Consider the following 18,687-nt stretch of genomic DNA (forward strand, 5'->3'; position numbering starts at 1 on the left):
TACGAGAATCTCGCGGGTGGTCATAGCGCATGACGGTAGTCCTGGTCCAGTGCCCGCGTCAAATTCCTTGACCTGCGCGGACTGCCGTCCCGCTACCCAGGCAAGATGGCGGGATGGCTGCCGCACCCGAAGCTCCCGTGGTGATCAGGATGTCCCCGATGGCGCATCTTGCTGTCGTGGTCATGGCCTTCGCCATGCTGCTGCCCATCCTGGCCCTGCCCTGGCTCACGCCCATCCTGCTCATCCCGGTGCTGGCGTCGGTGAGCATCATCCGGTTGCGCACCGTGGCAAACCGCGACACGCTGACCGCTCGGTCGCTGTGGAAGAGCACCACGGTGGGCTGGGACGAGGTCAAGGGTCTGAAGTTCACCAAGAGTTCCTGGGCCCGGGCGACCCTCGTCGACGGCGGTGAACTCACGCTGCCCGCGGTGTCGTTCTCGACGTTGCCGCTGCTGGCCGAGGCCAGCGGCGGGCGGGTGCCCAACCCCTACGAGTGAGGATCAGGCCAGCGGGTTGGTGCCGTTGAGCAGCACCCAGACCGCGATGCCGCCGCCGACACCGAGCAACAGCGCCACGAACGAGCCGATGAACGGTCGGCGCGCCCACCCGCGACCCGCGTCGAACCCGTAGCGGCCGGGCCCGATCAGGATGATCGCGGCCGCGATCACGATCAGGGTCAGCTGGAATTCGTGCCCGTCGGGCAGGAAGAACTCCACGCGTCCGGAGTCCTGTTGCGTCACGACGGCGGCGAGCAGGCCGTTGACCAGGTAGGCCAGCGCCGCGGCGGCGGCCAGCGGCGTGAACAGGCCGAGCACCAGCAGGACACCGGCGGCGATCTCGGTGCCCGCCGCCAGGTAGGTCAGCAGTTCGGCGTGCTGATAACCCAGGTTGGCCAGTCCGTCACCGAAGCTGCCCAGCCCGGACCCGCCCCACCAGCCGAACGCCTTCTGCAGACCGTGCGCAATGAGCAGTGCCCCGAAACCGGCGCGCAGCAGCAGCAATCCGAGGTCCTGGGTGCCGCGCCGGCCGGCGCGGCGCGCCGCGTCGTAGTCATCGGGTTCGATCGCCGCGGGGCCGATCATCGGCGGACGGTCATCGTGCGGCGCCACGTAGGGCAGCGGTTCGGGATCGTTGAGCAGGCTGTAACCCGTCGCGGACGGGGCCGCTCCGTACTGTGGGATTGCGGTGGTTTCGAAATCGCCGCCGTAGGTATCCGACGGCATGTCGTCCTCGGGGTCGACCAGGCTCGCCGTGCTGGGCCGCGAGGGACCGGCCCCGGACGACGTGTCGCCCGGCCGCTGCCAGCTTGGGTCATGCGATGGACTCGTCACGTCTGCCAGGGTAAGTGCAACCCTTCTCAGATCCCGGCATTTGCGGCCCGCTTTCGGCGACCTATATCGGATGGTGACGTTCCCGGTGGGGGGCGCGGGCACCGCCCGTGGCGGGCACCGCACGACGATCCGTAACCTGACTGCATGCAGATCCGCCGTCCGGTGCCGCGCGTGCTGACCGCGACGTGCGCCGTGCTCGTCCTGGTTTCGGCGGGCGCAGCGGGGTGCGCGCGCTTCGACGACGCGGTGTCACAGCCCTTCACCACCGAACCCGAGCTCAAACCGCCCACCACCACGACGCCGCCCCCGCCGCCACCGCTGCCGGGCAAACCGTTCCCCAAGGCCTGCCCCGCGACCGGTGTCATGCAGGGCTGCCTGGGCAGCACCAGCGGACTGATCATGGGGCCGGCCGGCAAGACCGCGCTGGTCGCCGAACGCACCACCGGCGCGATCAAGGAAGTGGCGATCAACGCCGAGCCCAAGGTGATGACCACCATCCCGGTCGACGGGTCCGGCGACGGCGGACTGTTGGACATCGTGAAGTCGCCGACCTTCAACCAGGACGGGTTGATGTACGCCTACATCAGCACCCCGACGGACAACCGGGTGGTGCGCATCGCCGACAACGACCCGCCCAAGGAGCTGCTCACCGGAATCCCGAAGGGCGCAACCGGCAACGCCGGCGCGCTGATCTTCACCAGCCCCACCACGCTGCTGGTGCAGACCGGGGACGCGGGCAGTCCGGGAATGGCCGCCGACCCGGGGTCGCTGGCCGGCAAGCTGCTGCGGATCGAGCAGCCGACGACCCGGGGCCAGGCCCCGCTGACCACCGCGCTGAGCGGACTCGGCGCGGCCGGTGGCATGTGCACCGACCCGGCCGACGGCGCGCTGTACATCACCGACCGCACCCCCACCGCCGACCGGTTGCAGCGGATCACCAAGGACTCCACCACCTCGACGGTGTGGACCTGGCCCGACAAGCCCGGCGTCGCCGGCTGCGCGGCGCTCGACGGCACCGTTCTGGTCAATCTGGTGGACACCAAGCAGACCGTGGCGGTGCGGTTGGCCGCCGACAGCGGCGCGGTCACCGGCGATCCGGAGGTGGTCCGCGACGGTCAGCACGGTCACGCGTGGGCGGTGCGGCTGTCCCCGGACGGCAACGTGTGGGGCGCCACGGTGAACCGGACCGTCGGCGACCCGGACAAGCTCGACGACGTCGTCTTCCCGCTGTTCCCGGAGGGCGGCTTCCCGCGCAACGAGGCCGAGATCACCTAGGAGGGTGGGTCGGTAACGCGTTGAGGGGGTGCGGGGTGTCGAATGTGGGTAGCGATCGCATTTCACGTGATGTGGGTGATCCGGGTGCCCGCTCGGTGTGGAGGTCTCCGATGGGTCGGGTGCTGGCAATTGAGACGCCCCATCGGATGGCTTGTTAGGCCGGTAGGGCGGTCAGTCCGGTAACTCCGATGTGGCCGTGCAGTTTTCGTAGGTTGTGGCAGGCGGCTAGCAGCAGCCATTCTCCGCGGGCTTGGTCGAGTCCTCGCAGCAGCAGATGTTTGGCGTTCTGCAGGGTGCTCATCTGGCCGAAGACCGGTTCGACGATCGCTTTGCGGCGGGCATAAACGGTCTGTCCGCGTTTGGTGGCCAGCTTGCGGGCCATCCGCTGTTTTGCGGTGGCCTCGGCGGGGATGCGTCCCCGCGGGGCGACCGGTGGCGGGTCATCACGGCGGGGGCGGCCGGGGGCGATGAAGAACTCGGTGCCATGTTCTTCGGTGAACCCGGCGGCGGCGTCGAGGTTGGCGGTGCTGGTGTAGCCGGCATCGGCGAGCATTTGGCTAGGAATCTGGCCGGTGTTGGTGACGGTTTGTTCGGTCATCGGCATCAGCGTGTTCACGTCGGCGGCGTTGGTGCCCACTTCGGTGGCCACGATCACCTGATGATCACCGTCGACGACGGCCGCGGCGTTGTAGCACTGGTGGAATGCCCCGTCGCCGGTGAGCATGATCTTGGAATCGGGGTCGGTGAAGTTGCGTTGCGCCTTCGGTTTCGGTGTCGCGGCCTGCGCAGCCGCGGCACCCTTGCCCGCGGCGGTGTCATCGTCGTCACCGCGGTCTTTGGCCCGCTGCTCAGCGCGTTCCCGTGCCGCTTGGGCGGCTTCGGCTTCCAGGGCGGCCTTGGCTTCCCGGATCTTGACCAGCCGGGTTTCGCGCCGCGCCAGCTCCGCCGGTAGTTCGTCACCGCGGCGATTTTTGCCGAACGCCTTGTCTTCGGCGGTGTCGATGCGCTGCGCCTCGGCCAGCAGTGCTGAGACCTCGCCGGCCAGGATCTTTTCCTTCTCGGTCATCCGGACGTAGCTCATGGCTTTGCGTTTGGAGGCATTGGCGCGCACCTTCGTGCCATCGAGTGCGACCTGGCCCAGGCTGACCATCCCGGCGGCCTGGCACAACGCCAACGCTTGGACGAACAGGTGTCCCAACGCCGAGAGGTGGCGTTTGCGGAACCGGGCGATCGCCCGATAGTCCGGGGCGCTGCCTGCAGCCAGCCACCGAAACGCGACCACATCGGTGCAGGCGGCTTCCAGCTTGCGCGAGGAACGAACCCCGGTGGTGTAGCCATACAGCAGGATCCGCACCATCAGCCGCGGGTCATACGGTGGCCCACCGCGGACCTCGGTATAGGCGGCGTGGATCCGGGACAGGTCCAAGTGCTCATCGACCAGATCGGCGATGAACCGGACCAGGTGCTCGGCCGGTAGCCAGTCATCCAGCGATGGCGGCAACAACAAGTCTTGATCCGGGTTGAACGGGCGAAACGACTTATCCACCGGCGCCTTCGGCGCCACAGAATGCGAATCCACCCGCAGTTCGGGATCTACCTCGAACAAACCCTCGGCATCGAGATCATCAGGCACACCCCATGATCCCCTACACCCGCCGCCAACCCAGACACCCCACCCGGCGTGTTACCGACCCACGCTCCTAGGCCTTTTCGACCGCGGCCATCACCAGTTCGCGCACCCGGGCCGCGTCGGCCTGGCCCTTGGTGGCCTTCATCACCGCGCCGACGATGGCGCCGGCCGCTTGCACCTTGCCGCCGCGGATCTTCGCCACGACATCGGGGTTGGCGGCCAGGGCCTCGTCGACCGCGGCCTGGATCAGTCCGTCGTCGCGGACCAGCGCGAGCCCGCGGGCCGCCATCACGGCCTCGGGTTCGCCCTCGCCGGCGAGCACGCCCTCGATGACCTGCCGGGCCAGCTTGTTGGACAGCTTGCCCTCCTCGACCAGCTTGACCACCGCCGCCACCTGGGTCGGGCTGATCGGCAGCGCATCGAGTTCCACTCCGCTCTCGTTGGCCTTCTGCACCAGGAAGTTGCCCCACCAGGCGCGAGCGGCCTCGCTGGGCGCACCCGCGGCGACGGTCGCGGTCACCAAGTCCACGGCGCCGGCATTGACCAGATCGCGCATCACCTCGTCCGAGATGCCCCAGTCGTCCTGAATTCGCTTGCGCGACAACCACGGCAGCTCGGGAATGGTGACCCGGAGCCGCTCCACGAGTTCGTCGCTGGGTGCGACGGGTTCGAGGTCCGGCTCGGGGAAATAGCGGTAGTCCTCGGCGGTCTCCTTGGTGCGGCCGGGGCTGGTGTAGCCGTCTTCATGGAAGTGCCGGGTTTCCTGGGTGACGGCACCGCCGGCGTCGAGCACCGCGGCCTGTCGGCGCATTTCGTAGCGCACCGCGACCTCGACACTCTTGAGCGAGTTGACATTCTTGGTCTCGGTGCGGGTGCCGAATTCCTTGGCGCCCTTGGGCTTCAGTGAGATGTTGGCATCGCAGCGCATCGAGCCCTGATCCATCCGGACATCGGAGACGTTCAGCGCGCGCAGCAGGTCGCGCAGTGCGGTCACATAGGCGCGGGCGATCTCGGGAGCACGCTCGCCGGTCCCCTCGATCGGCTTGGTGACGATCTCGATCAGCGGCACGCCGGCGCGGTTGAAGTCCGCCAGCGAGGTGGTCGCCCCGGCGATGCGGCCGGTGTCGCTGCCCAGGTGCGTCAGCTTGCCGGTGTCCTCTTCCATGTGGGCGCGTTCGATCTCGATCCGCCAGGTGGTGCCGTCGTCCAGCGGCACTTCGAGGTAGCCGTTGACCGCGATCGGCTCGTCGTACTGGGAGATCTGATAGTTCTTGGGCTGATCGGGATAGAAGTAGTTCTTCCGGGCGAACCGACCCCAGGGCGCGATCTGACAGTTCAGTGCCAGTCCGATGCGGATCGCCGACTCGACCGCGGCCTGGTTGAGCACCGGCAACGAACCCGGCAGACCCAGGCACACGGGACACACCAGCGTGTTGGGCTCGGCGCCGAACATGTTGGCGCAGCCGCAGAACATCTTGGTCGCCGTCGAGAGCTCGACGTGCACTTCCATGCCCATCACGGGGTCGTAGCGCGCAACCACATCGTCATAGTCGATGAGTTCGGCGATCGCAGCAGTCATGCCCGCGATCTTAGTTGTCGGCTACCCGAAGAAAGCCGCCGCGTCGTCGTAGCGGCTCTGCGGAACCAGCTTCAACTGCGCCGTGGCCTCGGCCAACGGGACCCGACCGATGTCCTCCCCGCGCAGCGACACCATCATCCCGTACTCGCCGGCGTGCGCGGCATCGGCGGCGTTGACGCCGAACCGGGTGGCCAGCACGCGGTCATAGGCGGTGGGCTTGCCGCCGCGCTGCACGTGGCCGAGCACCGTCACCCGGACGTCCTTCTTGATGCGCTTCTCGACCTCGAGGCCCAGCTGCTGGGCGACCCCGGTGAACCGCTCGTGACCGAACTCGTCGACGCCGCCCTGGCGCAGCTGCATCGAGCCTTCGGCCGGCTTCGCGCCCTCGGCGACTACGCAGATGAAGTGCGAGTCCCCGCGCACGAAGCGGGCCTTGATCAGCCGGCAGACCTCTTCGACATCGAAGGGCTGCTCGGGGATCAGCGTCATGTGCGCGCCGGAGGCCAGCCCGGCGTTCAGCGCGATCCAGCCGGCGTGCCGTCCCATCACCTCCACCAGCATCACGCGCTGATGCGACTCGGCGGTGCTGTGCAGCCGGTCGATCGCCTCGGTCGCGATCATCAGCGCGGTGTCATGCCCGAATGTCACGTCGGTGCAGTCGATGTCGTTGTCGATGGTCTTGGGCACACCGACGACCGGCACCCCCTCCTCGGAGAGCCAACTGGCCGCGGTCAGCGTGCCCTCGCCACCGATCGGGATCAGCACATCGATGCCGTTGTCGTCGAGGGTCTGTTTGATCTGGTCCAGGCCCGCGCGCAGCTTGTCCGGGTTGACCCGGGCGGTGCCGAGCATGGTGCCGCCCTTGGCCAGCAACCGGTCGTTACGGTCGTCGTTGACCAGTTGGACCCGGCGGTCCTCCAACAGGCCGCGCCACCCGTCCTGGAATCCGACCACGGTCGAGCCGTACCGGGCATCGCAGGTCCGCACCACCGCCCGGATGACCGCGTTGAGCCCTGGACAGTCGCCGCCTCCGGTGAGTACTCCGATCCGCATAGGCTCTATCTAACCGGTTCAGAGCGCCGTTGGCAGCGGCCCTCGGGCGGCTTCGAAAGCCGCCCCCACCCGATAGAGCCGATCATCGGCCAGCGCCGGCGCCATGATCTGCAGTCCCACCGGCAGGTTGTCGTCCGGCGACAGGCCCGAGGGCACCGACATGCCGCAGTGCCCCGCGAGGTTCAGCGGCAGGGTGCACAGGTCGAACAGGTACATCGCCAGCGGGTCGTCGACCTTCTCCCCGAGCCGGAATGCGGTGGTCGGCGTGGCCGGCGACACCAACACGTCGACGGACTTGTAGGCCTCGTCGAGGTCGCGCGCGATCAGGGTGCGGACCTTCTGGGCCTGGTTGTAATAGGCGTCGTAGTAGCCGGCGGACAGGGCATAGGTGCCGATCATGATGCGGCGCTTTACTTCCGGTCCGAAGCCGGCCGCCCGCGTCAACGCCATGACGTCCTCGGCGCTGCGCGTGCCGTCGTCCCCGACCCGCAGCCCGTAGCGCATGGCGTCGAAGCGCGCCAGGTTGCTCGACACCTCCGACGGCAGGATCAGGTAGTAGGCGGCCATCGAATAGTCGATGTGCGGACAGTCCACCTCGGTGATCTCGGCGCCGAGCGCGCGCAGCTGCTCCACCGCTGCGTTGAACGACGCCAGCACGCCGGGCTGGTATCCCTCGCCGCTGTGCAGCTGAGCCACCACGCCGACCTTGATCCCCGTGAGGTCACCGGTCGCGCCGGCCCTGGCCGCGGCCACCACGTCGGGAACCGCGGCGCTCACCGAGGTCGAATCGCGGGGGTCGTGACCGGCGATCACCGCGTGCAGCAGCGCGGTGTCGAGCACCGTGCGGGCACACGGGCCGCCCTGGTCCAACGACGACGCGCACGCGATCAGGCCGTATCGACTCACGGTGCCGTAGGTGGGCTTGACGCCGACCGTCGCGGTCAGTGCCGCGGGCTGGCGGATGGAGCCGCCGGTATCCGAACCGATCGCGAGCGGCGCCTGAAATGCCGCCAGGGCCGCGGCGCTGCCGCCGCCGGATCCGCCCGGCACCCGGTCGGTGTCCCACGGGTTCCGGGTCGGCCCGTACGCCGAGTTCTCCGTGGAGGATCCCATGGCGAACTCGTCCATGTTGGTCTTGCCCAGGATCGGAATCCCGGCGGCGCGCAGCCGGGCGGTGACCGTCGCGTCGTACGGCGAGGTCCACCCTTCCAGGATCTTCGACCCGCAGGTGGTCGGCATGTCGGTGGTGGTGAAGACATCCTTGAGGGCCAACGGGACCCCGGCCAGCGGCGAGGGCAGCGATTCGCCGGCGCCGACCTGCTGGTCCACGGCGGCGGCGGTGGCCAGGGCCTGGTCGCCCGCGACGTGCAGGAAGGCGTTGTAGTCGCCGTCGGTGCTCTCGATCTGCTCCAGGCAGGCCGCGGTGACCTCCGTCGAGGACACCTCCTTGGCCACGATCTTGGCCGCGAGCTCGGCGGCCGAGAGTCGAATCAGGTCGGCGTTGCTCACTGGCTCTCCCCCAGGATCTGCGGGACCTCGAACCGGCCGTCGGCGGCGCGCGGCGCCTCGGCCAGCGCCTGCTCCTGGGTCAGGCTGGGCACGATGGTGTCCGGGCGGGTGACGTTGACCACCCGCAGCGGGTTGTCGGTGGCCTCGACATCGGTGACGTCGACGGCCTGAATGCGGCTGACGTGATCGAGAATCGCGCCGAGCTGGCCGGAAAAACCTTCCAGTTCGTCGTCGGTCAGCGCCAATCGCGCCAGCCGCGCCAAGTGGGCGACATCCTCTGTGGAGACCCGGGGGCCTGGGGAGCTCTGCGACACGAGGGCCAAGCCTAGTCGGTGCGGGCTCGGCGCCGCCGAGCAGGCAATTCCGAGGTGCCCGCCCGGCGGCGCTGTGAAAAGGTGTGCGCGTGCCTTCCTATCTACTGCGGGTCCGATTGGATGACAAGCCGGGCAGCCTGGGCTCGCTGGCCGTCGCGTTGGGATCCGTCGGCGCGGACATCCTGTCCCTCGACGTCGTCGAGCGGGCGTCCGGCTACGCGATCGACGACCTTGTGGTGGACCTGCCGGCCGGGGCCATGCCCGACACGCTGATCACCGCCGCCGAGGCGCTCAACGGCATCCGGGTGGAGTCGATCCGGCCCCATACCGGGTTGTTGGAGGCCCACCGCGAGCTCGAACTCATCGACCGGGTCGCGGCGGCCACCTCGCGGGCCGCCCGACTGCAGGAGCTGGTCGACCAGGCGCCGCGGGTGCTGCGGGTCGGCTGGTGCACCGTCGTGCAGCTCGGCGACGCGGGACTGCAGCGGATCGCGGGCAGCCCGGGCGCACCGGAGACCCAGGCCGAGGCGGCGCCGTGGCTGCCGCTCGCGAGCGCCCGGGCCCTCGACGGCGCGGCCGATTGGGTGCCGCAGGTGTGGCGCGACATGGACACCACGGTGGCCGCCGCTCCGCTGGGCGACCCGCATGTCGCGGTGCTGCTCGGCCGGCCCGGCGGGCCGGACTTCCGGCCGTCCGAAGTCGCCCGCCTGGGCTATCTGGCCGGCATTGTCGCCACGATCCTGGGCTGAATCAGACTGCCCGGCAGCGCTATTCGCCGTTGTCGGGCGGCTCCGAGCCATCGGATCCGGGCCCGTGCGCCAGCAACCGGCGAAAGCCGTCCTCGTCGAGAATCGGCACGCCGAGCTCGACGGCCTTGTCGTATTTGGACCCGGGGGCATCGCCGGCGACCACGTAGGCGGTCTTCTTCGACACCGAACCGGCGGCCTTGCCGCCGCGTGCCAGGATCGCCTCCTTGGCCTCGTCGCGCGAGAAGCCCGGCAGTGAACCGGTCACCACGATCGACAGGCCCTCCAGGGTCCGCGCGATGCTGGTGTCGCGCTCGTCGGCCATCCGGACGCCGGCCGCGCGCCACTTGTCGACGATCGCGCGATGCCAATCGACGGTGAACCACTCGACGACCGCCGCGGCGATGGTCGGACCCACGCCCTCGACGGCGGCCAACTCCTCCTCGGTGGCGGCCTCGATTTGCTCCAGCGTGCCGAATTCTCCGGCCAGGGCGCGCGCCGCCGTGGGGCCGACATGGCGGATCGACAGCGCCACCAGGACCCGCCACAGCGGCTGGGCCTTGGCCTTGTCGAGGTTGTTCAGCAGCAGCTCGCCGTTCTTCGACAGTTCGCCCTTCTGCGTCGTGAACAACTCGGTGCGCAACAGGTCCTCGGCGGTGAGGGTGAACAGGTCGCCCTCGTCGGCCAGGACCCCCGAGGTCAACAACGCGGTGGCTGCCTTCTCCCCCAACGCCTCGATGTCGAAGGCACCGCGACCAGCCAGGTGGAACAACCGTTCGCGCAGTTGCGCGGGGCAACTGCGCGAGTTGGGGCACCGGATGTCGGCGTCGCCCTCCTTGGCGGGCGCCAACGGGCTACCGCACTCCGGACACGTTGTCGGCATGACGAATTCGCGCTCGGTGCCGTCCCGCAGGTCGACCACGGGTCCGAGCACCTCGGGGATGACATCGCCGGCCTTGCGGATGACGACGGTGTCCCCGATCAGCACCCCCTTGCGCTTGACCTCCGAGGCGTTGTGCAGGGTCGCCAGCCCGACCGTCGAACCGGCCACCTTCACCGGTTCCATGTAGGCGAACGGGGTGACCCGCCCGGTCCGCCCGACATTGACCTTGATGTCGAGCAGCTTGGTGGTGGCCTCCTCGGGCGGATACTTGTAGGCGATCGCCCAGCGCGGCGCCCGCGAGGTGGACCCGAGCCGGCGCTGCAGCGAAACATCGTCGACCTTGACCACCACGCCGTCGATCTCATGCTCGACGTCGTGGCGATGCTCGCCCCAATAGGCGATGCGCTCCTCGACCGCGGCCAACCCCTGCACCCGCGCGGTGTGCTCGGAGACCGGCAGTCCCCAGGCAGCGAGCGCGAGGTAGGCGTCGTGCAGGGAGGCCGGAGTGAAACCCTCGACGTGTCCGAGGCCGTGGCAGATCATCCGCAACTTGCGCTTCGAGGTCACCGCGGGGTTCTTCTGCCGCAACGACCCGGCGGCACTGTTGCGCGGGTTGGCGAACGGCGGTTTGCCCTCGGCCACCAGGCTGGCGTTGAGCGCTTCGAAATCGGCGATGCGGAAGAACACCTCGCCGCGCACCTCGAGCACCGCGGGCACCGGGTAGTCGTCGGTGGCGGACAACCGCGTCGGGATGTCGTCGATGGTGCGGGCGTTCATGGTCACGTCCTCGCCGGTGCGCCCGTCACCGCGGGTGGCGCCGCGCTCGAGCCGGCCGTCGCGGTAGACCAGCGACAGCGCCACGCCGTCGATCTTGAGTTCGCACAGGTAGTGCTGGTCCGCGCCGATCTCGGCCCGCAGCCGGGCGGTCCAGGCGGCCAGCTCCTCGACGTTGAAGACGTTGTCGAGGCTGAGCATCCGCTCGAGATGCGCGGCCGGCGCGAACTCGGTCGCGAATCCCGCGCCGCCGACCAGCTGGGTCGGCGAATCCGGGGTGCGCAGTTCGGGGTGCTGCTCCTCGAGGGCGATCAGCCGGCCCAGCAGCGCGTCGAACTCGCCGTCGGAAATCGTCGGCGCGTCGCGGACGTAGTAGCGGAACTGGTGCTCGCGCACCTCGTCGGCGAGGTCCTGCCATTCGCGACGCAGATCGGCTTCTTTCGGAGCCGCCTCCACGGCGTCTCCGGCATCGGGGTCAGCTGGGCTCACCATGGCAGGTTAACCAAGTCCGCCGACACCGAACCCATGCACTTATGCTTCGGAGCGTGCCTCATCCGATCATGTTCGACGACGACGATCCGGGCCTGGCCGAGTTGCGACGCATCGCGCTGGATTTCCCCGGCGCGGCCGAGAAGGTGTCGTTCGGTCGCCCGGTCTTCCACGCACCGAAGATGTTCGCGATGTACGGCGGAACCTGCAAGACCACCGGCGAGACGGTCGCGTTCCCGCACTCGGTGCTGGTCAAGGTCGACGAGGCCGAGCGGCCCGCCCTCGAGCAGGACGGCCGCTTCTTCTCGCCGATGTATTTCGGGCCTTTCGGCTGGCTCGGGCTCGATCTGACCGCCGCCGAGGCGGATTGGGAGGAGATCACCGAACTGGTGGATGCGTCCTTCCGGCTCGCGGCGGCCAAGAAGCTGATCAGGGAACTGGACGCGCGCCGACGCTAGTCGGGGTCGTTCTCGACGAACTCGCGCAGCCGGCCGATGCGTTGATCCCAACGCCGCGACAGCGCGTCGAGATACTCGCCGGCCTCGGTCAACGATTCCGGCCGCATGGTCCAAACGCGTTCCCGGCCCCGTTTTTCGCTGCGTACCAGGCCGACCGATTCCAGCACCGCGAGGTGTTTGGCGGCCGCCTGCCGGGTCGCCGGGATGGCCTGGGTCAGCGCGGAGGTCGAGCAGGGTCCGGCATCGCACAACCGGCTGATGATGCGCAACCGGTTGGCGTCGCCGAGGGCATCGAAGACCGGTGCGGTCGCCGCGTCCGGGACGGCTAGGCCCATTGGGCTGCCGTGACGTAACGACCGATCAGCTTCAGTTGCTCGGCCCAGCCCTGGGAGTTGTCTGCGAACGCGGCGCCGCGATGCTCGGCCGGCACCGCGTCGAAGCCCGATTCGACGATCTCGAGCAACACCTCGCCGTCGGTCTCGGTCAGGGTGAACTCCACCAGGGTGGTCAGATCAGCGAACTCCGCGCCCGCCACCGGGTTCCAGCGGAAGGCAAACCGCCGCGGCGGATCCACCGTGACGATATGCAGCGGAAAGCTGTGCACCTCATGCTCGCGCTGCGCGGCGGCGATGTCCTCGTCGACGGCGGTGCCGGTCATCTGGCAGGAGACGGTGGTGCCGGCGACGAATGGGCCGTCGACCCGCATGCCGAACCAGGTGCCGAATTCGCGTGCATCGCTGATGGCGCGCCAGACCCGGTCCAGCGACGCATGCAACACGGCGCTCTTCTCGATGCGATCGGTAGACATAATATGCAACCTCCAGGTTTCCTTTTGGGAAAGGTTAACCCCACATCCCCGCATTGCGCAACCCCGTGGTTGCTCTTATCCGGCGCTCGTCAGATCGATTCGGGGTCGGCGGCGAGGCCGTCGACCACCTGCTGACACAACTCCACCGTGCGGCGCGCCCACGCCGGACTCGCGCCGGCCAGGCCGCAGGCCGGTGTCACCCCGACCCGTTCGGCCAGTACGCCCCGGGGAAAGCCCAGCCGGTCGACGACCGCCGCCACCGTGGCCGCCACCTGCTCAACCGAGGGCCACCCGTCCGGATCGACCGCCGGCACCGCGCCGAACAGCACCGTCCGACCAGACTCGAGGAACTCGCCGAGGTGATCGAGATCGGCGCGCTGCAACGCCGAGGCATCCACCGATACGGCGTGGATACCACTGCGGCTCAACACCTTCCACGGGATGTCGGCAGCACAGCAATGCACCGCCACCTCGGTGCCGACCCGGTCGACACAGCCGTCGAGCAGTTCGACGGCCAGCGCCTCGTCCACCGGGTGCACCGGGTTCAGGCTCGTCACCCCGGTCAGGCGACCGGCCAGCGCGGCCGGCAGCACGGGCTCGTCGAACTGCACCACCACGTCGGTCTCGAGTCGGCGGGCCACCGTCGCCCGGTGCGCGGCCACCCCCTCGGCCAGTGAGACCGCCAGATCGCGCACGGCTCCGGTATCCGTGATGGCCCGATGGCCGTTGCCCAGTTCGAGTTCGGCGGCCAGGGTGATCGGCCCCGGCGCCTGTAGCTTCACCACGCGTCCGGAACCGCGCAGCCCGGCGATCTCCCACGCCTCCTCCAGTGCATCGAGGTCCTCGTCGAGCAGACTCGTCGCCCGCCGAGCCACCGAGCCACGCCGGGCGGCAATGCGATACCCGCGCGGAACGGTGTCGATCGCGATGTCGATCAGCAGCGCCCCGGCCCGGCCGATCAGATCGGCACCGATCCCCCGGGCGGGCAGCTCGACCAGGTGCGTCATCGAATGCAGTTCTCCGACAACGACTTCGGCTGCTTGCCGCGGTGCGGTCCCGGGCCAGGACCCGATACCGGTTGCGGTGGCGAAAATACTCACCGCTCAACCGTATGGGATGGGGCTACAGTTCGACGGGTGGGCCTCGGCATACGGCTGCTCGGCTGGTGTCTGGTGACGCTGGCCCTACCGGGATGCACGGTGACGGCGGGCGGACTCGCAGCCGCGCCCGCCAGGGTCCGGCCGTGGTCGCCACCGCTGGTCGAGGCGCACGCCGTGCTGCTGGACCTGGACAGCATGCGGGGCATCACCGGCGGTGGCCCCGAGTTGAACATCATTCCCTCGATGGACACCGCCTATCCCGTCGACATCGAAGCGCTGGCCGATCAGACACCGCCGCCGTGCCGGTTCCTGTTCGCCGAGACCGCGACGTTCGGCGCCGCCATCGACGACTTCCACAAGGTGAGCTACCAGTACCCGCCGAGGGCCGGGCTGATCTCCCAGGCCGCCGCCGTCTACACCGACCCACCCACGGCCCGGAAGGTGTTCGAGGATCTGTCGCAACAGGCCACCGACTGCGGGCGGACCCCCTTCGGTCGGACCTACCTCGGCGCCGTGAACTCCGACGACGAGTCGCTGCGTACCAGGTCCGGCGACTGCGGCCGCGACTACCGACTCAAGGCTGTGGTGCTCGCCGAGGTGACCTTCTGCGGCTTCGGCGAATCCGTGCCGCAGATCGTACTGACCAACTTGCTGCGCGGGGTACCCGGGTAGGGTGCTCAGACCCGAATCACATTCGGCCCCAAGGCCTCATAGCGCTCGGCCTCGACCGCCGGCAGTTCCACCCCCGTCACGATCGCCTCGAAATCCGCCACCTCGGCGAAGCGGCAGAAGTGGGCGAGCCCGAATTTGGAGTGCGCGCCCACCAGCACCGCGCGCCGCGCGGAGCGCACCGCGGCCCGCTTGACCGCGGCCACCGCGGGATCGGGGGTCGTGAGCCCGTGCTCGACCGAGATCCCGTTGGTGCCCAGATAAGCCACGTCGACGACCAGGCTTTCCAACATGCCCACCGCCCAGTGGTCGACCGTCGCCAACGTCCGCCCGCGCAACCGCCCGCCGAGCAGCAGCACGGTGACGGTGGCGCTGCGCGCCAGGGCATCGGCCACCAACAGCGACGACGTGACCACGGTCAGTTCGGCGTCGGCCAACCGCTCGGCGATCAGCCGCGGACTGAAACCCTCGTCGAGGTAGACCGTCTCCGCACCGCGGCGCAGATCGGCTGCCGCGGCGGCGATCCGGTGCTTCTGGGCCAGATCGACCTGACTGCGGTACTGCAGCCCGGACTCGAACCCGGCCGTCTCGAGCGGGATCGCGCCGCCGTGCACGCGCTTGAGCAGGCGCCGGCCGGCCAGCGCCGTCAGGTCGCGCCGGATCGTCTCGCTCGCAACCTCCAGTTCGGCGGCCAGCACAGCGACCTCCACGCGTCCCCTGGTGCGGGCGAGTTCGACGATCCGGCGCTGCCTGGTCTCGGAATCCACGCGGGGCCACCGCTACCCGGACAGCACGGCGCGCACGTCCTCGGCCGTCGTGGCCGTCCGCAGCCGCTCGACCTCGGCGGGCTTGAGGAAGACCTGAGCGATCCGCGTGAGCAACGCCATGTGGTCCTGGCCGGCACCGGCGATGCCGACGACGAACTCGGCGGGCTTGCCGTTCCAGTCGACCGGGTCGGAATAGCGCACGAAGGACATTCCGGTGCGCCGGATGGTGTCCTTGGCCTCGTTGGTGCCGTGCGGGATCGCCAGGCCGTTGCCCATGTAGGTGGACACCGAGGTTTCGCGTTCGTGCATCGCCTCGACATAGGACGGCTCGACCGCACCGGCGGCCACCAGCAGTCGGCCCGCCTCGGTGATGGCCTCCGCCCGGGTGCGCGCCGTCCCGTTCAACACGATCGAGTCCGGTGCCAGCACATCCGCACCGTCCGGCGCGGGCGCGTCGTCCTCGGCGGCGGGTTGCGGTTCGGCATTGCCGGCCGCGTCATCGCGGCCGAGCAGTTCCACGATCTCGTCGTAGCGCGGGCTGCCCATGAAGTCGTCCACCGAGACATGAATCGCCGACGGGGTTTTCAACCGGGCCCGGTCGGTCAGGTCCCGGTGGGTGACCACCAGGCTGTAATCGTCGGTGAGGTTGGCGATCGATTGGTTGGTGACCTTGACCTCGCGGTGGCCCGCCTGCTGCACCTTCTTGCGCAGCACCGAGGCGCCCATGGCCGAGGACCCCATGCCGGCGTCACAGGCGAACACGATGTTTCGAATGGGCCCGGTTCGGGCGCCGCCGTCGACCAACGCGCCGGCCACACTGGACTTCTTGCCCTTGAGCGCCTCCATCTCGGCGGTCGCCGCCGCGAGGTCCGGATCCTCGGTGGCGCGGTCGGTCCTGAGCAGCACGGCCGCGACCGCGAACGACACCGCGGTGGCGCCAAGCACCGCCAGCGTCACCCCCAGGAAGCTGCCGCCGGGGGTTTGGGCGTAGATCGCGATGATCGATCCGGGTGCGGCCGGTGCCCGCAGGCCCGAGTTGAACAGCACGTTGATGAACACCCCGGTCATGCCGCCCAGGACCGCGGCGATGATCAGTTTGGGCTTCATCAAGACGTACGGGAAGTAGATCTCGTGGATACCGCCGAAGAACTGGATGATAGCCGCACCCGGGGCCGAGGCGCGCGCCATGCCCCGACCGAAGACCATGTACGCCAACAGGATTCCCAGGCCCGGGCCGGGGTTGGTCTCCAGCAGGAACAGCACCGACTTGCCGGTCTCGAGGGCCTGGGTGGAACCCAACGGGGTCAGCACGCCGTGGTTGATCGCGTTGTTGAGGAACAGCACCTTGGCCGGTTCGATGAAGATCGAGGTCAGTGGCAGCATGTTGTTCTCCACCAGGAAGTCCACCGCGCTGCCGGCCGCCCGGGTGAACGACGAGACAATGGGGCCGATCCCGAAGAAGCCGAAGATCGCCAGGATCATCCCGAGGATGCCTGCGGAGAAGTTGTCGACGAGCATCTCGAAGCCGGGCCGGATCTTGCCCTCCCAGAGCGCATCCGCCTTCTTCATCAACCAGCCACCAAGCGGGCCCATGATCATCGCGCCCATGAACATCGGCACGTCGGCGCCGGCGACCACACCGATGGTGGCGATCGCCCCGACCACGCCGCCGCGCACGCCGTAGACCATCCGGCCGCCGGTGACCCCGATCAGCAACGGCAGCAGATAAGTGATCATCGGGCCGACGACGCCGGCGCCCTCGAACGCGCCCCAACCGCCGATCTTGGCCACCCAGCCGTTGGGATCCTGCAGCGCGTTGAACAGGCCGGGCAACCAACCCGCCTCGATGAACAGCGCGGTGATCAGGCCCCAGGCGATGAACGCGCCGATGTTGGGCATGACCATGTTCGACAGCGCCGTGCCCAGCTTCTGTACCCGGACCCGCAGGCCGGTGCGCGAGGGCGTGGCTTCAGTGGTGGACAACTCATGACCTCCGGTCTCGGCACGACAGTGATGCCAGTCACATCACTCGGTCGCTTGCAGTAAACCGCATAACCGGGCATGTCGGCAAGCATTCGGGCATAAATGGGCAAACGATCTAGTGGTTTTATGCCCGTTTTGGCCCTAGGGTCGGCTAGAGTGCTGTCAGAGGTCCACTGCACGTGAACTGGAACACACCCCCACCCGACGCCGGAAGGACAACGCCATGCTGGCCCTGCGCTACTACGCACCCGAGGACGTCCGCCTCGAGGACGTCCCCGAACCGACCTGCGGACCCGACGAGGTCAAACTGCGGGTGCGCAACTGCTCGACGTGTGGCACCGACGTCAAGATCTTCTACAACGGCCATCAGAACCTGTCCCCGCCCCGCACCATCGGCCACGAGATCGCCGGCGAGGTCGTGGCGGTCGGCGCCGACGTGAACGCCACCTACGGCACCAACTGGCAGGTCGGCGATCGGGCCCAGGTGATCGCCGCGGTGCCGTGCGGTGAGTGCCACGAGTGCCGCAAGGGCTGGATGGCGGTGTGCCAGAACCAGACCTCTATGGGTTACCAGTACGACGGCGGCTTCGCCGAGTACATGATCGTCCCGCGGCAGGTGCTCAAGGTCGACGGCCTCAACCGCATCCCGGACAACGTCGGCTACGACGAGGCCTCGGCCGCCGAACCGTTCGCCTGTGCGATCAACGCCCAGGACCTGCTCGGCATCGAGGAGGGTGACACCGTGGTGGTGTTCGGTGCCGGCCCGATCGGTTGCATGCACATCCGGATCGCCCGCGGTGTACATCGTTGTGGCCCCATCTATCTCGTCGATGTCAACGAGGCGCGCCTGAAGATGTCCGCCGACGCGGTTTCCCCCGACGAGATCATCGACGGCTCCAAGGTCGATGTCGTCGAGCGCGTCCTGGAGTTGACCGGTGGCCGGGGCGCCGACGTCGTCATCACCGCGACCGCGGCCAACATCGCCCAGGAGCAGGCCATCGCGATGGCCGCTCGCAACGGCCGCATCTCGTTCTTCGGCGGGTTGCCCAAGAACAATCCGACGATCACGTGCGACTCCAATGTCGTGCACTACCGGCAGTTGCACATCCACGGTGCCAACGGTTCAGCGCCGGAACACAACAAGCGGGCGCTGGAGTACATCTCCACGGGGCAGGTCCCGGTCAAGGACCTGATCACCCGGCACGTGCCGCTGGCGCAAGTGCTCGAGGCGTTTCAGATCGTGAAGAACGGCGAGGCGATCAAGGTCACCATCGAGCCGTGACCGGGTGATTTCGGCGTGATCCCACACGCTCAGCGTG

General features: G+C 68.7%; 18 protein-coding genes. 6 read left to right on the forward strand and 12 right to left on the reverse strand.

Translation table 11 applies throughout. The annotated features are described in order from the left end of the window. The first annotated feature begins 113 nt into the window (after window positions 1–113). Complete coding sequence (locus RCP80_RS16385; protein ID WP_308478675.1) at window positions 114–497, forward strand: PH domain-containing protein; 384 nt, start codon at window positions 114–116, stop codon at window positions 495–497. Window positions 498–500: 3 nt separating this feature from the next. Here the strand turns inward: RCP80_RS16385 and RCP80_RS16390 are convergent, their stop codons facing one another. Next, window positions 501–1,331 (reverse strand): DoxX family protein, encoded by an 831-nt coding sequence (locus tag RCP80_RS16390; RefSeq protein ID WP_308478676.1) that lies wholly within the window; start codon window positions 1,329–1,331, stop codon window positions 501–503. 144 nt (window positions 1,332–1,475) lie between these two features. On the opposite strand from RCP80_RS16390, the gene RCP80_RS16395 reads away from it, so the two are divergent. Beyond that, the gene (locus tag RCP80_RS16395; protein ID WP_308478677.1) at window positions 1,476–2,606 is read left to right on the forward strand and encodes a PQQ-dependent sugar dehydrogenase; all 1,131 of its coding nucleotides are present in this window, start codon (window positions 1,476–1,478) and stop codon (window positions 2,604–2,606) included. Between the two features lie 154 nt (window positions 2,607–2,760). Here RCP80_RS16395 and RCP80_RS16400 read toward each other — a convergent pair whose 3' ends face one another. The 5 genes from RCP80_RS16400 to gatC all read right to left on the reverse strand — a co-directional run bounded on the left by RCP80_RS16400 (window position 2,761) and on the right by gatC (window position 8,691). Further along, entirely contained in the window at window positions 2,761–4,152 is a 1,392-nt protein-coding gene (locus tag RCP80_RS16400) for an IS1182 family transposase (RefSeq protein WP_465270707.1), read from the reverse strand. Between the two features lie 154 nt (window positions 4,153–4,306). Next, complete coding sequence (gatB, locus tag RCP80_RS16405) at window positions 4,307–5,815, reverse strand: Asp-tRNA(Asn)/Glu-tRNA(Gln) amidotransferase subunit GatB (RefSeq protein WP_308478678.1); 1,509 nt, start codon at window positions 5,813–5,815, stop codon at window positions 4,307–4,309. 21 nt (window positions 5,816–5,836) lie between these two features. After that, a complete protein-coding gene (locus tag RCP80_RS16410; protein ID WP_308478679.1) occupies window positions 5,837–6,868 on the reverse strand; it encodes an ATP-dependent 6-phosphofructokinase in 1,032 nt (343 codons plus the stop codon). Between the two features lie 18 nt (window positions 6,869–6,886). Continuing rightward, the gene (gatA, locus tag RCP80_RS16415) at window positions 6,887–8,377 is read right to left on the reverse strand and encodes an Asp-tRNA(Asn)/Glu-tRNA(Gln) amidotransferase subunit GatA (RefSeq protein ID WP_308478680.1); all 1,491 of its coding nucleotides are present in this window, start codon (window positions 8,375–8,377) and stop codon (window positions 6,887–6,889) included. Beyond that, the gene (gatC, locus tag RCP80_RS16420) at window positions 8,374–8,691 is read right to left on the reverse strand and encodes an Asp-tRNA(Asn)/Glu-tRNA(Gln) amidotransferase subunit GatC (protein ID WP_308478681.1); all 318 of its coding nucleotides are present in this window, start codon (window positions 8,689–8,691) and stop codon (window positions 8,374–8,376) included. The genes gatA and gatC overlap by 4 nt, the downstream gene beginning before the upstream one ends. An 89-nt stretch (window positions 8,692–8,780) precedes the next feature. Between gatC and RCP80_RS16425 the strand changes: the two genes are divergently transcribed. Continuing rightward, a complete protein-coding gene (locus tag RCP80_RS16425; protein ID WP_308478682.1) occupies window positions 8,781–9,440 on the forward strand; it encodes an ACT domain-containing protein in 660 nt (219 codons plus the stop codon). A 19-nt stretch (window positions 9,441–9,459) separates the two neighbouring features. On the opposite strand, the gene ligA is transcribed toward RCP80_RS16425, so the two are convergent. After that, window positions 9,460–11,583, reverse strand: coding sequence for an NAD-dependent DNA ligase LigA (ligA, locus tag RCP80_RS16430; protein ID WP_373693362.1), 2,124 nt, complete (start codon window positions 11,581–11,583; stop codon window positions 9,460–9,462). Between the two features lie 56 nt (window positions 11,584–11,639). On the opposite strand from ligA, the gene RCP80_RS16435 reads away from it, so the two are divergent. Continuing rightward, entirely contained in the window at window positions 11,640–12,041 is a 402-nt protein-coding gene (locus RCP80_RS16435) for an MmcQ/YjbR family DNA-binding protein (protein ID WP_308478684.1), read from the forward strand. Here the strand turns inward: RCP80_RS16435 and RCP80_RS16440 are convergent. The 3 genes from RCP80_RS16440 to RCP80_RS16450 form a co-directional block, all read right to left on the reverse strand. Beyond that, window positions 12,038–12,376, reverse strand: a complete 339-nt coding sequence (locus RCP80_RS16440; RefSeq protein ID WP_308478685.1) for an ArsR/SmtB family transcription factor — start codon at window positions 12,374–12,376, stop codon at window positions 12,038–12,040. The two genes, RCP80_RS16435 and RCP80_RS16440, sit on opposite strands and share 4 nt — an antisense overlap. Continuing rightward, window positions 12,367–12,849 carry an SRPBCC family protein gene (locus RCP80_RS16445; protein WP_308478686.1) on the reverse strand — a complete coding sequence of 161 codons (483 nt, stop codon included), beginning with the start codon at window positions 12,847–12,849 and terminating at the stop codon, window positions 12,367–12,369. Before RCP80_RS16445 ends, RCP80_RS16440 begins: the two co-directional genes overlap by 10 nt. Before the next feature lie 89 nt (window positions 12,850–12,938). Then, window positions 12,939–13,949, reverse strand: a complete 1,011-nt coding sequence (locus tag RCP80_RS16450; protein ID WP_308478687.1) for a methionine synthase — start codon at window positions 13,947–13,949, stop codon at window positions 12,939–12,941. A gap of 36 nt (window positions 13,950–13,985) precedes the next feature. Between RCP80_RS16450 and RCP80_RS16455 the strand changes: the two genes are divergently transcribed. Next, complete coding sequence (locus tag RCP80_RS16455) at window positions 13,986–14,621, forward strand: sensor domain-containing protein (RefSeq protein WP_308478688.1); 636 nt, start codon at window positions 13,986–13,988, stop codon at window positions 14,619–14,621. A 5-nt stretch (window positions 14,622–14,626) separates the two neighbouring features. Here RCP80_RS16455 and RCP80_RS16460 read toward each other — a convergent pair whose 3' ends face one another. Next, window positions 14,627–15,385, reverse strand: a complete 759-nt coding sequence (locus RCP80_RS16460) for a DeoR/GlpR family DNA-binding transcription regulator (protein ID WP_308478689.1) — start codon at window positions 15,383–15,385, stop codon at window positions 14,627–14,629. A gap of 12 nt (window positions 15,386–15,397) precedes the next feature. Then, the gene (locus RCP80_RS16465) at window positions 15,398–17,368 is read right to left on the reverse strand and encodes a PTS mannitol transporter subunit IICBA (protein ID WP_308478690.1); all 1,971 of its coding nucleotides are present in this window, start codon (window positions 17,366–17,368) and stop codon (window positions 15,398–15,400) included. Between the two features lie 223 nt (window positions 17,369–17,591). Here RCP80_RS16465 and RCP80_RS16470 point away from each other — a divergent pair, with 223 nt between their 5' ends. Further along, entirely contained in the window at window positions 17,592–18,650 is a 1,059-nt protein-coding gene (locus tag RCP80_RS16470; protein WP_308478691.1) for a zinc-dependent dehydrogenase, read from the forward strand. The last annotated feature ends 37 nt before the right edge of the window (window positions 18,651–18,687 follow it).

The sequence above is a fragment of the Mycolicibacterium sp. MU0053 genome, assembly GCF_963378095.1.
In the GTDB taxonomy this organism is placed as follows: Bacteria; Actinomycetota; Actinomycetes; order Mycobacteriales; family Mycobacteriaceae; genus Mycobacterium; species Mycobacterium burgundiense.